Below are 22,935 nucleotides of genomic sequence, written 5' to 3'. Positions count from 1 at the left end.
ATGCATTAATAAAGAATCAAATGGAAAAACTAATACAACCTGACTATTTCAAAATCTGGAAATCAATGTTGGATGTCAACATCCAACAAGAGTTTGCTGAAATAGAAATGCAGGAATTAGAATCACATAGTTTTACCTTTTATACTTCGATTTCGGTAATGTCATCTTCAAAAATTGAGGGCGAACAACTCGAATTAGACAGCTATGTAAAGCACAAGATGCTGAACGTAGAATACCTTCCTGAACTAACTGAAAAACCCAACGACTTATACAATGCCTACTTATTTGCAAAAGAAAATGAATTGACACCAAAGAATTTTTTGCAAGCTCATTTATTTATTGCTGCTCACTTACTGCCAAAAGAGCAACAAGGTGCAATTCGCAAAACAGAAATGTTGGTAATGGAACACAAAACAGGAAGAATACAATATGAAGCGGCACCGATGGCAATTGTAAACGAGCGATACCACCAACTATGGAAAGAAATAGAAGCATTATTGAAGAAAGAATTAAGCATTGAACAGATTTTTTATTATGCTGCATTTATACACTTGGCCTTTGTAAACATTCATCCTTTTGGCGATGGGAACGGCAGAATAGCACGATTGTTAGAGAAATGGTTTTTAGCTGAAAAATTAGGCGAACGGGCTTGGTATATTAAATCAGAAAAATATTATTACAAAAACGTAAACGATTATTACAAAAACCTGACACGATTGGGCTTGTTTTATGAAGCATTGGATTACGAAAAATCTATTCCGTTTCTTTTAATGCTCTCCAAATCTTTAACTTTTGAAAAATAAGCAATCAATGGGATTAAAACCATATCAACAGCAAGTTATCAACAATCTTTCTTTGTTTCCGGAATATATTCAGGATAGCCCCCGTTGTTCGTTGTCTTCCGCAGGATGACTGCGAACGCCATATAAACAGCCTGTTTGCAACACGGCAAATTCTCCAAAATCCACTTCATCAATTAATTACCACTATTTGCTCAGTGCTAATAGGAACAATCGCATTTCAGGTATTTTTCCATCAAAAATTTCTTTTGAGGACTGTCGGTCATAAGACCAACAGCGGCAACAAATCCTGTAACATGAAAGAATAAGGGTAAAATTGATAGGAAGTAGGCAACACAAACCCTGTTTGGTCAGTTACTCATAAAATCATTAACCACTCACTACAATGCGAATCTTTTTTACAGGCGGCTCGGGAAAAGCCGGAAAGCACGTCATTCCGTACCTGCTCGACCAAGGCCATAAAGTGCTGAATGTAGATCTAACGCCACTGAATCATCCGAGGGTGGATAATCTAACGGCTGATATTACCGATTCCGGACAAATGTTTAATGCCATGACGTCCTATACCGGGTTTGATGAATTGGAACCGGGCACCGGCGTACCCACATTCGATGCGGTCGTCCATTTTGCGGCTGTACCCCGCATCTTACTCAAACCGGATAATGAAACCTTTCGGGTCAACACCATCGGTACTTATAATGTAATTGAAGCGGCGGTGAAGCTTGGCATTAAAAAGATCATCATTGCCTCGTCGGAGACCACTTATGGAATCTGTTTTTCGGATGGGCAAACCGACCCTAAAATGTTGCCGTTGGAAGAAGATTACGACGTTGACCCCATGGATAGCTACGGATTATCGAAAGTGGTCAATGAAAAAACGGCCCGCAGCTTTCAGCGACGGTCAGGCGTTGATATTTACGCCCTTCGCATCGGAAATGTGATCGAACCGCACGAATACGCCGAACTGTTTCCTCATTATTTCAAACACCCCGAAGTACGCCGTCGCAACGCCTTCTGTTATATCGATGCCCGCGACCTGGGACAGATCGTGGACTTGTGTCTGCAAAAAGACGGCCTGGGCTATCAGGTTTTCAATGCCGGCAATGACCACAACGGGGCCATAGTCCCAAGCAAAGAATTGGCGGAAAGGTTCTTCCCCGGTGTGCCGATCACGCGCGAATTGGAAGAGCATGAAGCCCTGTTTTCCAATCGCAAAATCCGTAAAGTGCTGGGCTTTAAAGAGCTGCATAACTGGCGAAAATATGTAAAATGGGAGTGATTTGTGCCGTTGTTGGTATTTTTTTCACCAACAACTTCTTTTGAGGTCTGTCCAAAAGCGGCAAACAACGAGGTGAATCCTAACCCCCTAATCAGTCGATAAAATCACTACTTTTAGACCCCTCCGGCTGGGCGGCCAGTGCCGGTGACAAAGAGATTTTTGACTTTTATGCCCTTTGTGGTTACTATTGTTTCTTCACAAAAGATTTTTCTTTTGTCACTGCCACCAATTCAAAAAACGGCATCATTGAAATGAAACATTTCAATATGAACGACAACATCAGGCATTTTTGGGAAACTGCCTACCGGCAAAACATCGCTAAAATGATCGGCATTTGCTATCGGTATACGCAGGATAGGCCGTTGGCCGAAGATCTGGCGCATGATGCTTTTTTGGTAGCCATTGATAAATCGTCAAGCTTTGAAAATAAAGGACCTTTTGAAGCTTGGCTGCGACGTATCGTCATAAATGTCGCCTTGCAGTACCTCCGAGCGCAAAAGAAACAAAAGAGTTTTGAAGAATGCGCGGCTTGCAGTATCCTTTACAATGATATCCCGGAAGAAAATATGAGTCCTGAAAATACTACTTTCTCAGAAGCGGAGCTTTTAAAAGCCATCGACTTTTTGCCTGAACATCATCGACTTGTATTTAATCTCTACGTCATTGATGATTTTACACATGCTCAAATCGGGGCTACATTGGGCATCAGTGAAGGAACATCCAAATCACATTTGGCAAGAGCCCGCAAGAAAATCAGAGAACTTCTGAATGCCGGTCTGAAAGAAAACAAAGAAAGAAAAAGGGCAGTGTTGCTATGGCTACTCCCTTATAAACTCCAAAATATAGATGCTTTTTACAAAAAGCAGTTGACGGACTTAGCGATCCAACCGCAAAAAACAATCTCATTTGATAAAGTGGATTTCAGAGGTGCCTCAATCCCAACCTACACTCCACCTACTGCTTTCCCTAAAATCTATACGGCAACCGGCGCTTTTGCGGCAAGTACCATTGCCGTGAGTTTAGTCGTTATTGTTTTAATCCCGTATTTTAATTTTTACAAAGAAGATAAAGACCCGGCGATTGCAGAGGATTATCATTCAATGTCGGCAATCAGCGTTGCCGGTTTGGAGTCAAAAAACAACAAGGCCAATAAATTTTCATTTTCCGGGGCAAAAGCTGCCACCTTTTCACAGAATGCCATCATAGCAAATGAAACAACTAAACATTCAGAAACTATGAAAACGGTAAACACGTTAGGAGCATTGCTTATTGCCGGTTCGACGTTGACTCTTGATACGTCAAGCCTATTGACAATATCGCCCATTGGCATTAAAAAGGGCGAAATAGCCTCAAATACGCCCTTGGAATTACCCAAACTACACCAAGTCACCGAATCCGCCACATCGACTCCGAAAAAAAAATCTCCTGAATTAACGGGTACGTTTTATGCTTCTACCTTATTTTGGTCACCCGTAAATAACGAATTATATCTCAAGGGAAATCACGTAAAAGTCAATCTCAATACCCAAAAATTTAACGGCAGCGGCACATTTACATTCATCAATAAGATAGATTATTTAGTGGTTGACGGCACTCCCATGAAGCTAAACGAAACCATAACCCTTACTGAAAAGAAATATTATCTGAAGCAGTTGACTGAGTCAGAGGCCATTAAGAAATACGTTGATAAAGGGAAGTTAATCGTAGAAATATCGTTGGCCGAATAGTAATTGAACGCAATATCTTTGCTGTACCCTGATTTTTCATTGTTGTTCGCAGTCTTCCCAAGGGAGACTGCGAACTTTATTTAAACAGCGTATTTGTAACACGACAAATAAAAGCCACTATAAACTTCTTTCCGGACTTACTTCACACTTCCAACGCACTATCAAGCGTAATCTAATCATAGCTTCAATCAACAGTGCATTTATATCGGTAATTTCAAGCCTCTTCAAGACAGCGGAGCTTTGTGTGTCCTTTGTGCTGTTCTTAATGCCTTTGCGGTTATGAAGTGAACCCTTCTACGCTGACATAGAAAATTGTTAGCCTCTTCAAAATTTCTCTCTTCTCCAAAAAATTGGTTTCTTTGTAAACGGCCTCTGAAAAGGAGGTTAGTTTCACTCAACAAACCCTATTTCCCCAAATTTATGAGAAAAACGCTACTACTTACTCTTCTTTCTTATTCACTTTTTGCCCAAAATCCCGTTGAGACTTTTACCAAAGACATGGAGAAGAAAGACGGTTTTTTGCCCTATTACTGGGATGCCAAAAAGGGCAAGATCTATTTGGAGATCAAGCAATTTGACACGGAATTACTCTATTATCCCACTTTGGCGCAAGGCATCGGCTCCAATGATATTGGCTTGGATCGCGGCAGATTGGGGCAGGAACACATCATCAAGTTTCAGCGTACGGGAAATAAGATCCTGATGATGGAGCCCAACTACGGCTACCGCGCCCTCAGCAACGACCCGCTGGAGCGCCGCGCCGTGGAAGAATCCTTTGCGCAATCCGTTCTTTGGGGATTTGAAATCGCCGCCGAAAACGCGGGCACAGCGTTGGTCGAACTAACGCCTTTTCTGTTACAGGATGCCGTAGGAGCCATTCAGGACATCGCGCGTACGAAACAGGGGACATTCAAATTAGATGCTTCACGCTCGGCGTTATACCTTCCAAACACCAAAAACTTCCCCCAAAACACCGAATTTGAAGTAACGATCACCTTAACGGGCGATTCGCCGGGCGGGTACCTGCGTTCGGTCGTTCCGACACCGACGACTATATCAACGCGTCAGCACCATTCGTTTGTACAATTACCTGATAATGATTACAAACCGAGAGCGTTTGACCCTCGCATGGGTTATATTTTCACTTCTTTTTACGATTATGCCTCGCCCGTGAGCGAGCCCATTGAGAAGCGCTACATCGTTCGTCACCGGTTGAAGAAAAAAGACCCTTCGGCGGCGCTGAGTGAGCCCGTCAAACCCATTGTGTATTACATCGATCCGGGAGCGCCCGAGCCTATTCGTTCGGCCTTGGTCGAAGGAGCCAAATGGTGGAATCAGGCATTTGAGGCGGCGGGTTACAAAGATGCATTCCAGGTAAAACTCCTTCCCGCCGATGCCGATCCGATGGATGTGCGTTACAATCTCGTGCAGTGGGTACACCGCTCTACGCGCGGTTGGTCGTATGGCGGCAGCATCATTGATCCGCGTACGGGAGAGATATTAAAAGGAAAAGTTACGTTAGGTTCGTTGCGCGTTCGGCAGGATTACCTCATCGCGCAGGGCTTAGTGGGTGATTACAAAACAGATTCTACCAACACAGACGATATGTTGGGTATGTCCATTGACCGTTTGAAACAGCTTTCAGCGCACGAGATCGGGCATACGATAGGCTTACCGCATAATTACGTTGCAAGTGTTCACGGTCGTGCTTCGGTGATGGATTATCCGCACATGTTGGTCGAATTGAAAAACGGCAAAGTGGACCTGTCCAACGCGTACGACAAAAAAATCGGCGATTATGATAAGTGGTCTATCATTTGGGGGTACCAGGATTTTCCGAAAGGTACCGACGAGAAAAAGGCGCTGAATGGTATTGTTGACCAAATGTATACCAAAGGCCTGTACTTCCTGACCGACCAAGATGCACGTCCGGAAGGCAGCGCCCACCCGCAAACACACTTATGGGACAACGGTTCAAATGCCGTCGCTGAGTTGAAACGCGTATCTGAAATTCGCAAACTGACATTGTCCAATTTTGACGAACGCAAACTCCGCACCGGAACGCCGATGAGTTCATTGGAAGAAGTTTTTGTGCCGATGTATATGTTTCACCGCTTTCAGGTAGAAGCTGCCTCCAAAGTATTGGCAGGCGTAAATTATCGTTTTTCGGTCAAAGGGGAGAAAGACTTGGCAACATTGCCCGTCAACGGAAAAGAGCAGCGCGAAGCATTGGCGGCATTGTTACAAACCATTCAACCTGATTTTCTGAAAGTTCCCGATGGCGTTCTGAAGATGACGCCGCCGCGAGCATTTGGGTACAACGCCAATCCACGCGAGACGTTCAAGCGCCGTACCGGCTTGGTATTTGACCCACTCGCACCACCGGAAGCTGCAACGGGACTGACATTGCGGATGTTGCTCAATCCCGAGCGTTTGAGTCGTTTGGTCATTCAATCCTCCATTGATGCGTCATTGCCAAGTTTGGAGGAAGTACTTGACCAACTCATCAATGCTACCTGGAAATCAGCCGCACCACGAGTAAATTATACGGGAGAAATTGAGCGATTAGTGGAAAATTTAGCGTTGGGTCACTTGCTGGATATCAGTCGCAACAAAGACGTTACACCCCAAGTAAGAGCCATTGTATCGTTAAAAGTTCAGGAGTTAAAGGGTTGGTTGGCAACGCGTACCTCTACCGACAGTAAGCAGAAGGCGCATTATCTTTTTGCCAACCGGCAAATCGAAGAAGCAAGTACAAATGCAGGTGATCTGATTCCCGTAAGTCCAATGACACCGCCTGATGGTCAGCCGATTGAGTCCGGTTACGAATGGTTAGCTCCCGCTTGTGATTGGGAGCTGCCTTCTTTTTCCAAGGGGAAATAACAGCGCAGAGACGTAAGATTTTACGTCTCTGCAAAACATATTAAGACGTAGCATCTTACGGCGTTTTTGAAGGAATAGAGACGTAAAATCTTACAACTCTACGTAGTTAATCAAAAAAGATGCTGGAGATGATCACCAATAGAAAAAAGACCACGATCACGATCAAATAATAAAACAGATCAATGAAGGGGTAATCTTGGCGATTCAATTTATCTAACCACTTATTAAGCATAACTTTATAGTGTATTCTAAATTATCAGGAGCGAAAACTGAGAATTTGTCTCACTTTTCACTATTGATTTTTTTATACTAATTTCCCGCAAATCTAATGCAAATTTTCGTAAATACTCCGTTCAGTGAACCGCTTCGCAAAGTCTTGAAACAACAGTTGCCGGCGGGGCATTCGGTATTTTTTAAAGACGAATGGCCGGAAGCAGAACAACGCGCCGCTTTTCAGCAATCACAGGTTATTTTAGGGAATCCTCCTGCGGAATGGTTGGCAGCTGCTCCTCCTGCGCTTAAATACTGGCAATTGGAATCTGCCGGTTTTGATAAGTACACAAAACTGAATTTGCCCAGCGTAGCCGTTTGCAATCTGGCTGATTATTTTTCCATTCCCTGCGCCGAAACGATCGTGGCGGGTATCATGGCTTTTTATCGCGGCCTTGAAGAATTGACGTTGCTCAAAGCGGAAAAACGTTGGGTAGGCGGGCCGATCCGTTTTCGTCTGAATTTGCTTACCGGCAAACGTGTCGTGATCTTGGGAGCCGGCAGCATCGGGCAATCCGTTAAAAAAATGCTTTCAGGATTTGATTGTACCGTTAACATGGTGGCCCGCTCCCACCCAAGCGCCGATATTCATTCACCCAAAGAACTGTTGGAAGTATTACCCCAAACCGACTTGGTTATCAATTGTTTACCGGGTGCCGCCAAAGGCTTTTTCACCGCTCAAATGATAGATGCCCTGCCAAATACGGCGGTATTTGCCAACATAGGTCGCGGCAACACTGTGGATGAAGCCGCACTGATCTTGGCTTTACAGGAAAAACGCTTGGCGGGCGCAGTATTGGACGTGACGGAAGTCGAACCCCTGCCGGAAGACAATCCGCTTTGGGAAATGAGTAACGTCATTCTCACGCAACATACCGGCGGTGGGCAGGTAAGTGAAGACGAAGGAAAAATCACTTTTTTCGTCAAAAATTTCCAGCGCTTTCTCAAAAACCAAGCTCTTGAAAATCAGATTGATCTATCACGCGGCTACTAGTTTCTCTTTGTTTACTTTTAATCATATTGGCATGAAAAAATACCTCTTTTTTCTGATTGCATTTTACCTGATTTCAGGAAACGTTTGCTACTCTCAACAAAATAACGATGAAAAAGTCATTCTAAAACTCTTGCAAAAACAGGAAGCTGACTGGAATGCCGGCAATGTGAATGCGTTTATGGAAGGGTACTGGAAATCAGATTCACTGGCTTTTGTCGGGGCCAAAGGACCTACTTACGGTTGGAAAAATACATTAGAAAACTATAAAGTGCGCTACCCGGACCGCGCTACGATGGGAACGCTGAAATTCACGATCTTACGATTAAATGCATTGGACAAAAACGCGTACTTTGTCATCGGCAAATGGCACCTTACGCGGCCGGAGAAAGGAGATATAGGAGGACATTATACGCTTGTTTTCAGAAGGATCGGCGGCAAATGGCTCATTGTAAGTGATCACACATCTCAGATGTAGATACATCTCTTTTACATTTTTCACGGGGCCGCACGTGCGATTTATCATTTTAAATTTATCATTCTCTCAATCCTCGTATTCCACCGCCTTTAGAGTAAGTTTTTTCTCAATTTCCCGCAACTCATACCAAATTTTGCGATTCCCGCCCGTGGGGCGCACATTGGTGTCGCCGGCGCGGTAAATGGGAAATTCACGGATCAACTGTCCGTTTTCAATTTTAAAAGAATCGTGACCCATGTACCCTTCGGTCAGCATCGGCAAAAGCGGCTCAGTACGAATGGCATCAAAAGAAGTGGGAAAAAACTCGAACGCGTATATCTTACCAAAGGAACCGCTCCCGTACGTGCTTGCATAGATATATATCTCGGGCGAGCCGTTTCGATTAAGGTCGGCCGTCTCCGCATTGACTACCCAACCGTCTGTTTTTTGACGAATAACGATCAATTGCTGATTGTCTCTGCTTACTTTAATGACCAACTCCCGAATAGCGCCCGATTCACTCGTACTGATCTCAAATTGATGTTTTTGGAAAACAAGGTTCTTTTTAAAACTGTCAAACGCAGGAATATCAATTAGGCTTTCATCACTGCGTGAGAATCCCGCCAGTGCGAAAATCGCAACCCAAAGTACGAAAATGGATATTATTTGGCGCTTTTTCTGCACTGGGTCGCGAGTTAGTAGAGCTTAAACGTTGTCAGGGATTTGAAAATTTTCAACTATAACCCTATCTCTATCAAAAAAGCGGCCAAAGAGCCGCTTTTTTGAATTTATTTATGTCCATGTTAGACTTTTTCCAATTCAACGCCTTTATCTCTCACCAACCGAAACTCTCTGAAACGCCTTATTGTAGACATCGAAAAGCCAATGATCAACACGAGCGTGCCAATCCAAAGCACATTAATAAGCGGTTTTTCGACCGCCTTCATGACGATATAGTCGCGTTGTTTTGAATTTACGGCAAAGCTGAATGTACCTGTTTTAGGGTCAATTTCCATGAATTGAATACGTAACCCCAAGTCTTCGTTTACTTCGGGTTTGCGCATTACCATCCGGTCTTGGTTGATGGCAAAAGTGGGAGTAATGAAATATTCGCGCTCTTTATCCAAGATTTTGATCTGCGCTTTTACGGCTACATCATTGGGCGTAAGCGCAATTCCTTCCACTTTATCGGTACGGCCTACGCTCTCCAATACCGCTACAAAGTCATTGATAAAAAAGGTATCCTGCATTGCCACACGGACATTTTCAGTCGGCGACCATTCTTCCGCTTTTTTAGGGTCACCCCCTATTGTTACATATGAATACAAATCCTTATTCAGTTCACGCTTAATATCCGGCGAAGTGACCAATCCCATTTTCTCATTAAATTGCACTCGAGGGTACAAGGTAGTAATGCGTCCATTGGGTTCGCGGTATTCTACTTCGTAGTGTGCATTTTCGGCGTATACCGAAACGGTGTCTCCTTTTTTGTGGTATGTTTTATCACCAAGCGTAATATCACGCAGACAAACCGCATGAAAATCGCCTTCGATCACATCTACCCAACTGTTGGGAACAAATTCGGGCACGTCACGGATCTCAATGCGCGGTCCGCGATAAGTGAGCAGGTAATCGCCCATACGCGTCGGCTGTCCGAGCCATAAGAGTACATTCTCTTTATTTTCTTTGTTGTCTTCTTTGGTAAAATAGTCTTCTTTTGAGATCAGTAACCCTGAAGCATTGAGCGACACAACTTTCTGATAACCCGACGACCATAGAATTCCGAGCAACATCAATGCTACCCCAATGTGCGTAACTGAGCCTCCGGAAACCCGGTAACTACCACGCAATACACCTATGATAATGGTGGTATTGGCCACCAAAGCAAATACTCCGGCCGTCAGCAAAGCGATGTAAGGCAATTTATTAATGCCACCGAATGTGATCAATAAAGCACTGATAAACAACGAGATCCACAAAGGAGTAAGCAACTCCTGCATTTTCCCTTTCTGTACACGTTTCCACCAGAAATACTGCCCTATGCCCGATAAAATAGCAATCACGGAGAAAAACCAAAGTTGAAATTTGGTATAATACGTAATGGCATCTGTGGGAGGCGCCAATCGCGAAACACCGCCAAACGACTCAACAATGCTATTCCAAACAGGAATAGAAGTCGGAATAATGACTTGGAAACTGGCCAAACACAGCACCGTAGCACCCATGAAAAGCCAAAACTCACGCGAATACGACGACACTTCTTCTTTGTCTGAAGGCATGAGTTTCCACGCCCGAACGCTCAATACTACGGCCACAATGATAAATGCAAATAAATAGAGCAGCAATTGACCCGAAAGACCCAGGTCGGTAAACGAGTGAACAGAAGCATTGCCTAAAATTCCGCTGCGAGTCAGGAAAGTAGAATACAAAATCAGGATAAATTGTGCAATCACCAAAATCACCGAAGTCTTAAGCGCCGTGGCGTTTTTCTTGGCAATGATCATTGTATGCAATGCTGCAATGACGACCAACCAAGGCACATAGACCGCATTTTCAACAGGGTCCCAACTCCAATAACTGTTGAAACTCAAAGTTTCATACGCCCAATAACCGCCCATCAAAATACCTACGCCAAGCACAACGCCCGTAAGCAACGTCCAAGGCAATGCCGGCCGCAACCATTCGATCACCTGCTTGCGCCAAAGCCCCGCCATCAAATACGCAAAAGGCACCAACGTAAGCGCGAAACCTAAAAACAAGGTCGGCGGGTGAATCACCATCCAATAGTTTTGCAGCAGAGGATTGAGTCCGTTTCCATCTTTGGGAACAAAATCGGGATTCAATTGTAAGAACGGTGCACCGGGATTGGCTTCGGCAATGGTTAAAAAAGGTGTACTGCCGATTTTAAAATCCAACCCGGGAATAATAACACCCAAGATCATTGAGGTTAAAAACGCCTGTACTAAGGCATAAACCGTCATCATCGGCGCTTCCCATAGCTTATTGGTACGAATCAAAATCACGCCCAAAACCGCCTGCCAGAACATCCAAAGCATAAAACTTCCCTCTTGCCCTTCCCAAAAGCACGACAACATATAATACCACGGAAGCGCCCTTGAGGAGTGACTCCACGCATAATGGTACTCAAAATGATGGCCGTAAATAATGGCATACAGCGTAACGCAAACACCGATAACCGACGCCGCGTGAATGTAAAAAGTACCTCTGGCGAAGCGCTTCCACGTCTCTACCTGTAGGTTATCAGTCGATAAAAGAGTGGCTCGTAAATACGCATACGTAGCGACCAAGGCCGTTACGAAAGAAAGAATTACGAGAAGATGTCCTAAATTTCCGAGAGTCATGTTTTGAGGTGTTGGACGCCGGACGTCAGACCTGAAAATTTATTCCAAAGGCCAACGTCCAACGTCTATGGTCTATATTTTCGCCGTTGTAGCTTCTTTGAAATCAGGCTTTTCGTTGGTGTATTTTGACGGACATTTCATCAGAATTTTGTTGCATTCAAAATAATCTTTCTGCATCCGACCAATCACCACGACTTGCTCAGACTTATCAAAGTCCTGCGGCTTGGGGCTCAGATAAACCACTTTTTTAACAACCTTATTGGTATCCACCAGCATAAATTCGAAATGGTTGGCATCCATTACGGGATCATATTTCATGCCTACGATTTGCCCATTGGCATCTTTTGTCAATTTGCCCACCACATGAATTTCCGACGTTTCTCCCTCTTTGGCCATTTCTTCAGCCTCCGTAAAGTTGGAGTAAGTACTTGCATTACCATAGGTAGAAACAATGATTCCAATGGCAATGGCGATAACGATTAATCCGAAAATGTGTATTTTTTTCATTGATGTTACTGATTTTTGATACTTACTCCCAAAGGCGTGTTACGCCGTAATCTTCAAAAAGTTTTTCTTTCGTAATAATAGTCAAATCTTCGCTTAGAGCTTGCGCTATCAACGTTCTGTCAAATGGGTCGCGATGGTGGAATGGAAGCTGAGATAATATAACGGTATGAGGTATCTCAATATGCAAAAAATTAGAGAGCCCATTCTCTACAGCCCACTTTTCAACTTCTTCAAAAGGAAGCCCTAAATCCAATTTATTAATATTAGTTTTAATAGCCATTTCCCAAAAAGATACTGCACTGATATAGCAATTTTTATAGTCTGTCAGGATAATTTCTCTTGCCTTCTCCGAAAGCATGGAATCTCCTTTCATAAACCAAATAATTGCATGAGTATCTATCAAATAAGTCATGGATACATATACTCTTTAAATTCATCAAGAGGTTCGTCAAAATCATCAGACATAACAATTTTGCCTTTGAAACTCCCAAAAACGGGTCTTTTCTCTTGGGGTTCATCAAGAGACTGTTTACGCATCCAAGAATCTACCAAATCCTCCAGTTCAGCCAATTTCTCAGCAGGCAATTTTTCGATTTTCGCTACTAAATCTACGATGCTCATTTCTTTAATTGTTTTTCCAACTTGGACACTTTCCTATCTATATTTACCAAAAAGGCAATGATTCCAATAAAAATAACGGAAATTACGGCAACAACGACCCATATTTTTCCATCGGCCCGCATCTGATCGGCCATTGGTACTTCTTGACTAACAGATTGTTGTGCAAAGAGGTTTACCGAAAGCAATAAGTTCACTAATAAAAAAAGTATTTTTCTCATTGGTTCATCAAGTTATATATAATTAATCATTGGGGGTCAATTCCCGCAGTCGTATGCGCAAAGAAGCGATCCAAAGCCCCAGTAACATCCAGCCAATGATGATGGGATAAAATACCCGTCTCATTTGGTTGTCCATATCAAGTTGACCAAACGCAGGGTTACCGCCATTGCCGGGATGGAGTGAGTCGGTCATGCGGGGAAGGATGTAGATCAATGGGACAAATACCGCAAAAGCAAAAATGTTGTAAACAGCCGAGATGCGTGCTTTTTTCTGCTCATCTTCCAGGGAGCTTCGTAAAACGATATACGCAAAATACATCAGCATACTGATCGCTACGCCGTTGAGTTTGGGGTCGTTGGGCCACCAGTCGCCCCACGTTACCCGCGCCCAAAGAGCGCCCGTGCTGCAACCAAGAATACCAAATAACAACGCCACATTGGTAAACTCTACCGCTTTTGTATCGTCGGCGAGGTCGTTGGAACGTAAATAACGAATCGAAAAAATCATCGAAGTCAACAAAAATAAGGTCGTGGCAAACCAAAGCGAGACGTGAAAGTACACGTTTCGGATGCTTTCATTTAAAATATCACGACGAGGTACTTCGCCCATCAGGCCAAAATAGAATCCGTATACCAACAGAGCAACTCCCAGTATTTTCCACCAACTTTTTCTCATATGCAAGTGCCGAGCGATGCATGATCTATTCAAAACACCGTCTCTTCTTTTTTATTGTTTACTGTTTTAAAGTATTCGTTATGACTAACTTCTCCATAAATACGGAAACAAAATTAATGACAAACTGATTACAATCGCATCTAATGCCAACAATACCATGATTTCCTCCCCACTGACTCCCCTTTCCAAACCATCCAGGGCATTTTTTGCCAATTTCATGACCATCAAAAGCATGGGAATAATAATGGGAAAGCTCAGGATCGACATCAACGCGGCATTGTTTTCTGCTTTTGACGCGATGCCCGCCACCATTGTAAGAGTAGACGAAAATCCGATACTGGCCAGCACGATGGTCAGCAAATACATCGGCATATCTCCTACCGGATTGCCCATGACAAAGGCATAAAACCCAAATCCCGCCAACGACAAAATGAGCATTAACGCTGAATTATACAGTATTTTGGAAAGAATGATCCACCGAGGGCTGGCAAGCGTGTAATAATAGAGCAATCGCCCCGCCCGTTCCTGCGTAAAACTTTTGGAAATGGCGCTTACGGCCGTAAACAGCAAAATAATCCAGAAAAGTGTATTCCAGGTGATCGGATTGAGTTGATTGGACTTAAGGCGAAAACTTAAATAGCAGACAAACACGGTACTTACAATGTACAACAACATGCCATTGAGCGCGTAGCGTTGTCGCCATTCCAGCGTTATTTCCTTTCCGATCAGCGTCCGAAGTTCTTGCATCAGTATTATTTACCATATCATCTCATCATGAGATGACATTGGAGCCGCAAAATTACGACACAAACCAACGCGATGTACTGAGTGAAGTCATTAGTTTTTAATTTTTATCCGACCAACACTTCTTTGGTGCGTTTCCACCAAAGTAAATACACCAACGAGACCACGGCAAACACGGCCGAGATGTAAAACGCAAAGGGCATATTTTGTACTTTGCCTTCGTACCACCAGCCTGACCACCAAGCTCCTACCCCAATACCTGCTTCCAACGCAATGTACATGGTTGCCAAGGCTCGACCCCGATAGTTCGGATCACTCAAATCAATAGTCCAGGCCGTTAAGGTCGGGGTATTCAGTCCCCACGAAAATCCAAACAAAACAGCCGCAGTCCAAAAGCCAAGCGTCGATTCCGTTAATCCCAAAACAGTCATCCCAACAGCCAGAATAATGGTGGAAACAATCATGACCGGCACTCGTCCGTGTACATCTGACGATTTGCTGGCAACAACCCGAATTAAAAGTGAGGCCACAGTATACACCGTAAAAAACAATCCTTTATTCGCAACCCCCAGCGTCTTGCTCATATCGGGTACGAGCGTTAAAATAACCCCCGACGAAAACGATACGCAAAACATGACCAAAAACACACTGAAAACGCGAGGTTCAAAAATATCTTTTCGAGAAATTTTGAATAATTTCAGACTGAACGGCTGTTTCTCAACGAGGGTTTCTTTCATGTTGAGCAAGATCAGAATCGAAATCAACGCAAACGATGACGCTACATAAAACATGGCATTGATGCCTAACCCCAGTGTAATATAACTACCGATAGATGGCCCGATAGACATGCCCGTTGCCGTAAAAATACCCAACATCCCCGCCGCTTCTCCCCGGCGATTTTCAGGAATAATATCCGCAACGTAAGCCGCCGTGGCAGTAGGTTTTGTGCCCGTAGAAAATCCGTGCAGAAACCGCAAAAGCAAAAATGCCCACACTACATCAATAAAGGGATAAACCAAACTGCACACACAACATACCAACGATCCAAAAGCCATGACCGGCACACGACCGATGGTATCAGTAAGTTTACCGCTGAAAGGGCGCGAAAGCCCCGCTGTGAGCGTAAAAAGGGCAATAATAAGTCCGATGTGTTCTTTTCCGCCCATCGCGGTCAGGTAATCGGGCAACTCAGGAATCATCATCTGAAAACTCGCTGAAAACAGAAAATTACTAATGCAAAGAAGCCAAAATTGAAGATTGTACATAACGAAATTAACGAAGGAGAATGAAAAAGAGAAAGGACTGAAAGACGCGTTCTGTGTATCTTTCAATCCTTTCTCATGCTTTATTTATAATTGTTTATCTTATTTCAAAAACAGTTTCGGGCAAATCTTCCGTGTTTACATATAGATCTGTTAACGGCAATTTCGCCCCGATGGTCTCTAAATAAATAATGGAATCCAAGGATTTTCCTTCAAATACCAGTGACCAAATTCCATCGTTGCTTTTACGCCATAATTCGGCCCAAATACGACGGGAATCTATCAACAGATATTCTCTGAACGTTGGTATATCACGGTAAAGTTCAAATTTTTCACCACGATCGTAATTGGCAGTACTTTGAGAAAGCACTTCAACAATCAACACCGGATTGAGCAAACTATTGGTTTGGATGTCTGAAAATTCAGGCTTACCACAAACCACAACCAAATCAGGATAGGTGTAAAGCCCGTTGGAAGGAATAAAAACCCGTTGGTCGCTCGAATAAGAACGGCAAGTTTTTTTTCTTAAAAAGGCACCTATCTCAATGGAAAGATTTTCCCTTATGGCATTGTGTGCAGGCTTTGCCCCGGCCATCGCCTCAGGCGTATCTCCTTCAAAATCACCCATGGGGTAGATTTGACCATCAAAATATTCACTTTTGTAAGAAGCCTTCTCTTCCAATTTCAAATATTCTTCAGGAGTATAATATTTTTTGGGTAATGCAGTCATTCGTTTAACAGTATCCTTACAAAAATAAGAAAAACAAATAAACTTTATACCTAAGAAAATTTGGTATATAGAAATATAATGTATCTTTGCTTCATGCAACAACAAACTTACCTAAAGGGCTGCCTGAGTGCCATTGTCCTGCAATTATTGCAGGATAACAAACGCATGTATGGCTACGAAATTACGCAACGGGTACGCGAAATAACGGCGGGAGAGCTTCAATTGACTGAAGGAGCACTTTATCCAACATTACACAAACTGGAAGCGGAAGGTGTACTTACCACCGAAAATGCCTTGGTGGACGGGCGCAATCGGAAGTATTATAAATTAACCGAAAACGGTCATCAGCAGGCCCAAAGCGCGGTCTCTGAATTGGCCGATTTTGTGACCAACCTACAAAAAATCCTACATTTAAAACCCTCAATAGGATGAGCCTGACAACCGAACAACTTGACCTAATCAGCAAAGAGATTATCCAAGGTGGTATCAAATACCAGGATCTTTACGAAGAATTGCTGGACCACTATATTTTGGCAATCGAAAATCGTGCAGTTCAAGGACAAACTTTTGAACAGGCCTTCGGCGAAGTGCATACTGACTTTGTTAATTACAGACGTCCTCCCCGAGCATGGGATCACTACGGAGTTTGGAAAGATTATACAAACGGAGGAAAACCGGAATATGGGTTGGGAAAACTTCAAGTCGAATACGAAGAAACCCTAACAAAAGAAATCTCCAAACGGCACTGGCAAATCATGAAAAATTACTTTCGTTGGCCTACGATCATTACCACGCTTTTGGTGGGGTTGCTCACGTTTCAGTTTGCATATTTGGTACCGCCTAAGGCTTGTATTTGGATTATTTTCGCTTGTGCGTTTTTTCCGCTTGTACTTATTTTACCGGAGTCTATTCGTAATTTGAAACAGTACCTCTTGAAAAACAGAATGTTTGCCAATTCTTTAAAAACGAATGCTGTTTCCGGGAGACTGCTGTTTTCCATAACTTTATTCAGTTGTGTATTAAATGTTATAAATGTCTCGAATAGATTTTTTGACTATGAGTTACTAAAACACAACCCTTTTCCTATAACTGCCGGGTTATCTTGCTTCTACATCGCCTACTCCCTCAGTTTTTACCAACTCTACCGCGAACGATTTAAAGTAAATATGGCATAAGATGAAACTAACAGTCGAGCAAGTTGAAATGATAAGTGAGGCGCTCATTCAGGGAGGCATCAAATACCAAGACCTATACGAAGAGTTGTTAGACCACTATATTTTGGCTATTGAAGACCGTATGAGTCAGGGGAAAGTTTTTGGGGATGCATTTAATGAAGTGCATTCAGAATTTGAGAAGTACCGCTATCCGCTCAGTTTTAGATACTATTACGATTTTCGACGATTCAAAACCATTCAACAACGCAATTATGGGCTTGTAAAACTTCAGGAGGAATACAAAGAGCGACTCAACAAAGAAATCTCCAAACGGCACTGGGGAATCATGAAAAATTACTTTCGTTGGCCTACGATCGTTACTACGCTTTTGGTGGGATTGCTTACGTTTCAGTTTGCCTACCTTGTGCCGCGAACATTTTTTGCGTGGCTCATGTCTGCCTGCGTTTTCTTTCCTGTTTTAGTGGTATTGCCGCAAGTTGTCAGGCAAATTTGGCGCTATGGATCAGGGAAGCAAAAATTTGTTAACTCACTTAAATACAGCGCAATATACACACGACTTGGGTTGCTGTTTGCATTGTTAAGCGTTACGTTAAACCTTCCAAAAACTTTTTTTGATTACAACGTATTCAACGATAACCCACTCTTTATCACTGCCTCATTGCTGTGTTTCTATATTGCCTATGCCCTTAGTTTTTATCAACTCTACCGCGAGCGGTTTAAAGTAAACATAGCATAAAAATAACCACAAAGAGCACTAAGGAGACACAAAGATTTTACTTCTGTTCTTTGCGCTATTCTTAGTGCTCTTTGTGGTTATTACTTGTTTTCTACCCTATATCAACTCCAAAATCCGCTGCTCAGATACAGCATAGCCGATCTTAGCTTTCAACTCGCTGATGTGTACGCGCTCCTGCTCCATGCTGTCGCGGTGGCGGATCGTAACGGTATTATCTTCCAACGTTTGATAATCGACCGCAATACAGAACGGCGTACCAATCAAATCCTGACGTGTATAGCGTTTACCGATGGCGTCACGCTCCTCATAAAACACGCGGAATTCGGTTTTGAGGGCTTTTTCAATTTCACGCGCTTTTTCCGGCAAACCGTCTTTTTTCACCAATGGGAAGATCGCTGCTTTGAAAGGAGCCAAGGCAGGGTGTAATTTTAACACTGTACGCTCTTTTTGCGCATCACCTTCGCCCACGGTTTCTTTCGTAAAAGCATTGCAAAATACCGCCAAAAACAAACGATCAGCCCCTACCGACGTTTCGACCACGTACGGAATATAGTTACCGAAAGGTTTTCCGTTTTCGTCGAGGTCATTATCAAAATACTGTTGTTTCTTTTTCGAAAGTTCCTGGTGGTTTTTCAAGTCAAAATCCGTACGTGAGTGAATTCCTTCGATCTCACGGAATCCAAACGGAAACTGATACTCAATGTCCACGGCGGCATTGGCATAGTGTGCCAATTTTTCGTGAATGTGAAACTTCAATTTTTCGGCAGGAAGGCCAACGGCTTGATGGAATTTCAAACGCGTATCGCGCCATTGCTCGTACCAAGTCATCTCGGTATGAGGGCGCACAAAAAACTGCATTTCCATTTGTTCAAACTCCCGCATCCGAAACGTAAATTGCCGCGCAACGATCTCATTACGAAAGGCTTTCCCAATTTGAGCAATCCCAAACGGAATTTTCATTCGGCCCGATTTCTGCACGTTGAGAAAGTTCACAAAAATACCCTGCGCCGTTTCGGGACGAAGGTAGATCAGGCTCGAATCTTCGGCCACCGAACCTACCTGCGTGCTGAACATCAGGTTGAACTGGCGCACTTCGGTCCAATTGGTGGTGCCTGAGATCGGGCATTTGATTCCTTCGGCAATGATCAGTTCACGCACACCTTCCAAATCACCGTTGCCTAACAATCGACCCATTTCGTTTAATAATTCCTGTGCTTTTTCAGGTTGTCCATCTGCGGCATATTGTTCGGCTTTTCCTTCCAGCAATTGGTCGGCGCGATAACGTTTTTTAGAATCTTTGTTGTCGATCATCGGGTCGTTGAAACCGTCCACGTGCCCGGATGCTTTCCACGTAAGTGGGTGCATAAAAATCGCCGCATCAATACCCACGATGTTGTCGTTGAGCTGCGTCATGGCTTTCCACCAAATATTTTTGAGGTTATTTTTCAGTTCTACGCCGTTTTGGCCGTAATCATAAACTGCCTGTAGACCATCATAAATTTCAGAAGAAGGAAATACAAATCCGTATTCTTTGGCGTGCGCCACAATGTCCTGTAAAGAAGTCGCCGGTGCTTGACTCATGGGTACTTATGCGTTATCAGTTAATTGTTATCTGTTGCGTCAAAATCATATAAGAGCGCAAAATTAGGGAATTTGTGACGTAATGTAGATATTTAAGTCAAAAACTAAGATTTTATCATTCCAATGCTTATACAGAATCTTTCGCTCAAAAACTTCAAGTGCTTCGAAGAAGTCGATGTGGAATTTGCCCCCATTACTCTTTTGACGGGAGCCAACAGCAGCGGCAAGAGTTCGTTGATTTACAGCTTATTGGCTGTTTTGCAAACCGAGCAGTTTCCTTTTTACCTCTCACCGAATGGAAAGTATGTAAATTTGGGAGGGTTTGAGGAGATGGTTTGGAAAGGCTCAATAGAAGAAGATCTTGGAATCACTTTAAAATTAAAAGACATAACAATATCAACAACTTGGTTAGAAAACTCCGAGAATGGATTGCCATATATTGTTAAATGTGTTTTTGAAGATAAAGATGAAATACAAACTTTTAATGATGATGGGAATATTTCAATTATTATAAAAAAAGCGAATCAAAATGTAAAAATAAAGCATAAAGAATTAGAAGAGCTTTTAGATAATCTCACTATTAATAAATCCGAAACCCAAGTTGAGATTCATGGAATCAATACAGATACCACTTTCGATACATTATCCCCTTTATTATCTAAGCTAATTCCGGGAGATAGTATATATTCAGCAATAACAGATATTGAGGAATTCTTCTGGTCTATTTATAATAATGAATCCGAACTCCCATTCAACTACATCGGCTCCTTCCGTCAACCTCCCGAACGCACTTACTACCAAAAAGCCAAAGCTCAATCAAAAGTAGATACGGACGGGGCAGGTTACATTGATCAAATAATCGAATGGGAAGAAACCAACCCTGAAAAATTAGCGGAGTTAGCCAAGATCATGTCGGAGCTGGAACTGTTTCAGGAAATCAGGTCCAATAAATTCAAGGGCGGCAGATTTGAACTCGCGGTCAAAACGCAGAAAAACAGCGAAATGGCCGCGCTAACCGATGTGGGGTTTGGTATCAGCCAATTTTTACCCATTATCGTAGCTGATTTACAGTTGGATGATCATTCCTGTTTGGCGCTATCGCAACCTGAAATTCACCTTCATCCCAAGATTCAGGCCTTGTTTGGAAATTTTTTGGCTAATCAGGTCAAGCGCACCCAAAAGCAGTACATCGTCGAAACCCACAGCGAATATTTATTGAATCGAATTCGACTGTTGTTGGTCAAGGGCGAGCTTAAACCCGAAGATGTCCGCGTGTATTATTTTGAAAATGACGGTATTAAAACCACTACCCATAAAGTGGAATTTGCGACAGATGGCCAAATCAAAGGCGCACCGCAGGGATTTTTTGATACCTATGCCATTGATGTAATGGATATAGCCATGAACTCATTTGCTGACTGATGAAAGATATTTTTATTGACAATAACGTGGCAAGTCGCTTCAAAAACCCTGCCGACGAGGAATACAAAAAGTTATTGAATTGGATTACCGAAAAAGGACATTTAGTGCTTTCTCAGAAGCTTTTAAAAGAATATATCAGCAGTAATCGCGGTAACTTCGGACAAAGCATTATTACAGTTATTGACCGATTGACGCGTGAAAACAGAATAGTAAGGATTGAAAATACTCAACTGAAAGCGTTCTCATTTCCTTCTCACGTTGAAAAGAAAATTGACAAACTGCGAATGAATATCGAGGATTATGACCATCTGAAAGCAATCGTATTGTCAAATCGTAAGATTGGAATTGTCATCGATGAAAAACTTCGTAATTCGGTAAACGATTATCCAACCATTGATGGCATTAAATCCAAAGCTGTCTCCCGCCCCGAGCACATTGATTACGAAAACTACGATCCTTTTTAATGTTAAAACGCCTTCTCTATTTAATTCGTGACGAATTTGGTCTCTCGCGCAGTCAGGCTCGAGGATTTTTAGTAATTGCAGCTGTGATGATCTTGTGTTGGTTCGGCCCGTTGACGTATGATCGTTTTATGTCAGAAGAATCAACGATAATCACGGAAGCCGATAGCCGCAAAGCAGACAGTTTGCTGGCTATTCTGGAAAAGATACAGCCCGAAAAACCTTATTATTCTAAATCAGATCGTTCGACTTATCAGCCAAAAGACAGCGAAGAAAATCCTGAACGGCCATTGTCTTTATTTTATTTTGACCCAAATACGGCTTCAACAACGCAGTTTCAGGAATTGGGAATGCCGAAATTCATTGCTGAACGCATCGTTAAATACCGCTCCAAAGGTGGGCAATTTCGCAAAAAAGAAGACCTGCAAAAGATTTACGGATTGGCTCCCGATTTGTACGAGCGTCTCGAACCGTACATTAACATTCCTGAAAAGAAAGAAACTGCCACTGCAACAAATGAAGCTAAGCCTTCAACGCCTTCTTTTTCAAATCCCCTACCAAAACCTGCCTTTACGAAACCAACATTGGTTGCTTTCGATATTAATACGGCCGATACAAGTCAGTTGATTCGATTAAAAGGAATTGGCAGTAAGTTAGCTGCCAGGATCGTAAAATTTCGCGACGGTTTGGGTGGTTTTGCTTCTACCGCGCAGTTTGCGGAGGTGTTTGGGTTGGATTCTTTGGCCTTGAGCGAGTTAAATCATTTTGCGCAGGTACGTTCCGCCGTTCAAAAAATCAGCATCAATACCGCTTCACCCGAAGAGTTGGACCGGCATCCCTATCTTTCCAAACGTCAATCTGAGATCATTGTACGGTATCGGGAGCAACACGGGGCATATAAAACAGCGCAGGACCTATTGAATATCAGGATTTTGGACGAGAAGTTAATAAATAAGTTAGCCCCTTATCTGGCGTTTTGACCTCATCCCCCGGCCCCTTCTCCTTAGTAAGGAGAAGGGGTGCCCGCAGGGCG

General features: G+C 43.1%; 24 protein-coding genes. 12 read left to right on the top strand and 12 right to left on the bottom strand.

Annotated elements, in window-relative coordinates; all coding sequences use genetic code 11:
• Nucleotides 1-20 precede the first annotated feature (20 nt).
• The 4 genes from ACQY73_RS27940 to ACQY73_RS27925 all read left to right on the top strand — a co-directional run bounded on the left by ACQY73_RS27940 (nt 21) and on the right by ACQY73_RS27925 (nt 6,689).
• The gene (locus ACQY73_RS27940) at nt 21-803 is read left to right on the top strand and encodes a Fic family protein (RefSeq protein ID WP_428657469.1); all 783 of its coding nucleotides are present in this window, start codon (nt 21-23) and stop codon (nt 801-803) included.
• Nucleotides 804-1,185: 382 nt separating this feature from the next.
• The gene (locus ACQY73_RS27935; RefSeq protein WP_428657468.1) at nt 1,186-2,079 is read left to right on the top strand and encodes an NAD-dependent epimerase/dehydratase family protein; all 894 of its coding nucleotides are present in this window, start codon (nt 1,186-1,188) and stop codon (nt 2,077-2,079) included.
• A 251-nt stretch (nt 2,080-2,330) separates the two neighbouring features.
• Nucleotides 2,331-3,806, top strand: a complete 1,476-nt coding sequence (locus tag ACQY73_RS27930) for an RNA polymerase sigma factor (RefSeq protein WP_428657467.1) — start codon at nt 2,331-2,333, stop codon at nt 3,804-3,806.
• Between the two features lie 420 nt (nt 3,807-4,226).
• Nucleotides 4,227-6,689, top strand: a complete 2,463-nt coding sequence (locus ACQY73_RS27925) for a zinc-dependent metalloprotease (RefSeq protein ID WP_428657466.1) — start codon at nt 4,227-4,229, stop codon at nt 6,687-6,689.
• Between the two features lie 106 nt (nt 6,690-6,795).
• Here the strand turns inward: ACQY73_RS27925 and ACQY73_RS27920 are convergent, their stop codons facing one another.
• Complete coding sequence (locus tag ACQY73_RS27920; protein WP_428657465.1) at nt 6,796-6,921, bottom strand: hypothetical protein; 126 nt, start codon at nt 6,919-6,921, stop codon at nt 6,796-6,798.
• A gap of 96 nt (nt 6,922-7,017) precedes the next feature.
• On the opposite strand from ACQY73_RS27920, the gene ACQY73_RS27915 reads away from it, so the two are divergent.
• Nucleotides 7,018-7,953: a D-2-hydroxyacid dehydrogenase gene (locus ACQY73_RS27915; protein ID WP_428657464.1), complete on the top strand. Its 936-nt coding sequence runs from the start codon at nt 7,018-7,020 to the stop codon at nt 7,951-7,953.
• A 31-nt stretch (nt 7,954-7,984) separates the two neighbouring features.
• Nucleotides 7,985-8,428: a YybH family protein gene (locus ACQY73_RS27910; RefSeq protein WP_428657463.1), complete on the top strand. Its 444-nt coding sequence runs from the start codon at nt 7,985-7,987 to the stop codon at nt 8,426-8,428.
• Between the two features lie 66 nt (nt 8,429-8,494).
• Here ACQY73_RS27910 and ACQY73_RS27905 read toward each other — a convergent pair whose 3' ends face one another.
• The 10 genes from ACQY73_RS27905 to ACQY73_RS27860 all read right to left on the bottom strand — a co-directional run bounded on the left by ACQY73_RS27905 (nt 8,495) and on the right by ACQY73_RS27860 (nt 16,527).
• Nucleotides 8,495-9,091, bottom strand: a complete 597-nt coding sequence (locus tag ACQY73_RS27905; protein WP_428657462.1) for a hypothetical protein — start codon at nt 9,089-9,091, stop codon at nt 8,495-8,497.
• 119 nt (nt 9,092-9,210) lie between these two features.
• The gene (gene ccsA / locus ACQY73_RS27900) at nt 9,211-11,769 is read right to left on the bottom strand and encodes a cytochrome c biogenesis protein CcsA (protein WP_428657461.1); all 2,559 of its coding nucleotides are present in this window, start codon (nt 11,767-11,769) and stop codon (nt 9,211-9,213) included.
• A gap of 72 nt (nt 11,770-11,841) precedes the next feature.
• A complete protein-coding gene (locus ACQY73_RS27895) occupies nt 11,842-12,276 on the bottom strand; it encodes a cytochrome c maturation protein CcmE (protein WP_428657460.1) in 435 nt (144 codons plus the stop codon).
• 22 nt (nt 12,277-12,298) lie between these two features.
• Complete coding sequence (locus tag ACQY73_RS27890; RefSeq protein WP_428657459.1) at nt 12,299-12,688, bottom strand: type II toxin-antitoxin system VapC family toxin; 390 nt, start codon at nt 12,686-12,688, stop codon at nt 12,299-12,301.
• Nucleotides 12,685-12,897 (bottom strand): type II toxin-antitoxin system VapB family antitoxin, encoded by a 213-nt coding sequence (gene vapB / locus ACQY73_RS27885; protein WP_428657458.1) that lies wholly within the window; start codon nt 12,895-12,897, stop codon nt 12,685-12,687. The genes ACQY73_RS27890 and vapB overlap by 4 nt, the downstream gene beginning before the upstream one ends.
• Nucleotides 12,894-13,115, bottom strand: coding sequence for a CcmD family protein (locus tag ACQY73_RS27880; protein WP_428657457.1), 222 nt, complete (start codon nt 13,113-13,115; stop codon nt 12,894-12,896). The genes vapB and ACQY73_RS27880 overlap by 4 nt, the downstream gene beginning before the upstream one ends.
• A 22-nt stretch (nt 13,116-13,137) precedes the next feature.
• Nucleotides 13,138-13,791 (bottom strand): cytochrome c biogenesis protein CcsA, encoded by a 654-nt coding sequence (ccsA, locus tag ACQY73_RS27875; RefSeq protein WP_428657456.1) that lies wholly within the window; start codon nt 13,789-13,791, stop codon nt 13,138-13,140.
• Nucleotides 13,792-13,875: 84 nt separating this feature from the next.
• Entirely contained in the window at nt 13,876-14,538 is a 663-nt protein-coding gene (locus tag ACQY73_RS27870; RefSeq protein WP_428657455.1) for a heme exporter protein CcmB, read from the bottom strand.
• A gap of 104 nt (nt 14,539-14,642) precedes the next feature.
• Nucleotides 14,643-15,800 (bottom strand): MFS transporter, encoded by a 1,158-nt coding sequence (locus tag ACQY73_RS27865; protein WP_428657454.1) that lies wholly within the window; start codon nt 15,798-15,800, stop codon nt 14,643-14,645.
• Nucleotides 15,801-15,894: 94 nt separating this feature from the next.
• On the bottom strand, nt 15,895-16,527 hold the full coding sequence (locus ACQY73_RS27860) for a Uma2 family endonuclease (RefSeq protein WP_428657453.1): 633 nt from the start codon (nt 16,525-16,527) through the stop codon (nt 15,895-15,897).
• A 93-nt stretch (nt 16,528-16,620) separates the two neighbouring features.
• Here ACQY73_RS27860 and ACQY73_RS27855 point away from each other — a divergent pair, with 93 nt between their 5' ends.
• The 3 genes from ACQY73_RS27855 to ACQY73_RS27845 are packed head-to-tail and all read left to right on the top strand — an operon-like array spanning nt 16,621 to nt 18,438.
• A complete protein-coding gene (locus ACQY73_RS27855) occupies nt 16,621-16,959 on the top strand; it encodes a PadR family transcriptional regulator (RefSeq protein WP_428657452.1) in 339 nt (112 codons plus the stop codon).
• The gene (locus ACQY73_RS27850; RefSeq protein WP_428657451.1) at nt 16,956-17,702 is read left to right on the top strand and encodes a hypothetical protein; all 747 of its coding nucleotides are present in this window, start codon (nt 16,956-16,958) and stop codon (nt 17,700-17,702) included. Before ACQY73_RS27855 ends, ACQY73_RS27850 begins: the two co-directional genes overlap by 4 nt.
• A 1-nt stretch (nt 17,703) precedes the next feature.
• Nucleotides 17,704-18,438 (top strand): hypothetical protein, encoded by a 735-nt coding sequence (locus ACQY73_RS27845; RefSeq protein WP_428657450.1) that lies wholly within the window; start codon nt 17,704-17,706, stop codon nt 18,436-18,438.
• A gap of 96 nt (nt 18,439-18,534) precedes the next feature.
• On the opposite strand, the gene ACQY73_RS27840 is transcribed toward ACQY73_RS27845, so the two are convergent.
• Nucleotides 18,535-20,019: a glycine--tRNA ligase gene (locus ACQY73_RS27840; protein WP_428657449.1), complete on the bottom strand. Its 1,485-nt coding sequence runs from the start codon at nt 20,017-20,019 to the stop codon at nt 18,535-18,537.
• A 123-nt stretch (nt 20,020-20,142) separates the two neighbouring features.
• Here ACQY73_RS27840 and ACQY73_RS27835 point away from each other — a divergent pair, with 123 nt between their 5' ends.
• Genes ACQY73_RS27835 through ACQY73_RS27825 form a run of 3 tightly spaced genes read left to right on the top strand, consistent with a single transcriptional unit; the run spans nt 20,143 to nt 22,882 of the window.
• Nucleotides 20,143-21,441 (top strand): DUF3696 domain-containing protein, encoded by a 1,299-nt coding sequence (locus ACQY73_RS27835; protein WP_428657448.1) that lies wholly within the window; start codon nt 20,143-20,145, stop codon nt 21,439-21,441.
• Nucleotides 21,441-21,905 carry a hypothetical protein gene (locus tag ACQY73_RS27830; RefSeq protein WP_428657447.1) on the top strand — a complete coding sequence of 155 codons (465 nt, stop codon included), beginning with the start codon at nt 21,441-21,443 and terminating at the stop codon, nt 21,903-21,905. The genes ACQY73_RS27835 and ACQY73_RS27830 overlap by 1 nt, the downstream gene beginning before the upstream one ends.
• Nucleotides 21,905-22,882, top strand: coding sequence for a ComEA family DNA-binding protein (locus ACQY73_RS27825; protein ID WP_428657446.1), 978 nt, complete (start codon nt 21,905-21,907; stop codon nt 22,880-22,882). The genes ACQY73_RS27830 and ACQY73_RS27825 overlap by 1 nt, the downstream gene beginning before the upstream one ends.
• Nucleotides 22,883-22,935: the final 53 nt, after the last annotated feature.

The sequence above is a fragment of the Runella sp. genome (assembly GCF_965279615.1).
Classification (GTDB): Bacteria; Bacteroidota; Bacteroidia; order Cytophagales; family Spirosomataceae; genus Runella.
Note: the sequence above shows the minus strand (reverse complement) of the source record. Positions and strands in the feature narration are given on the sequence as shown.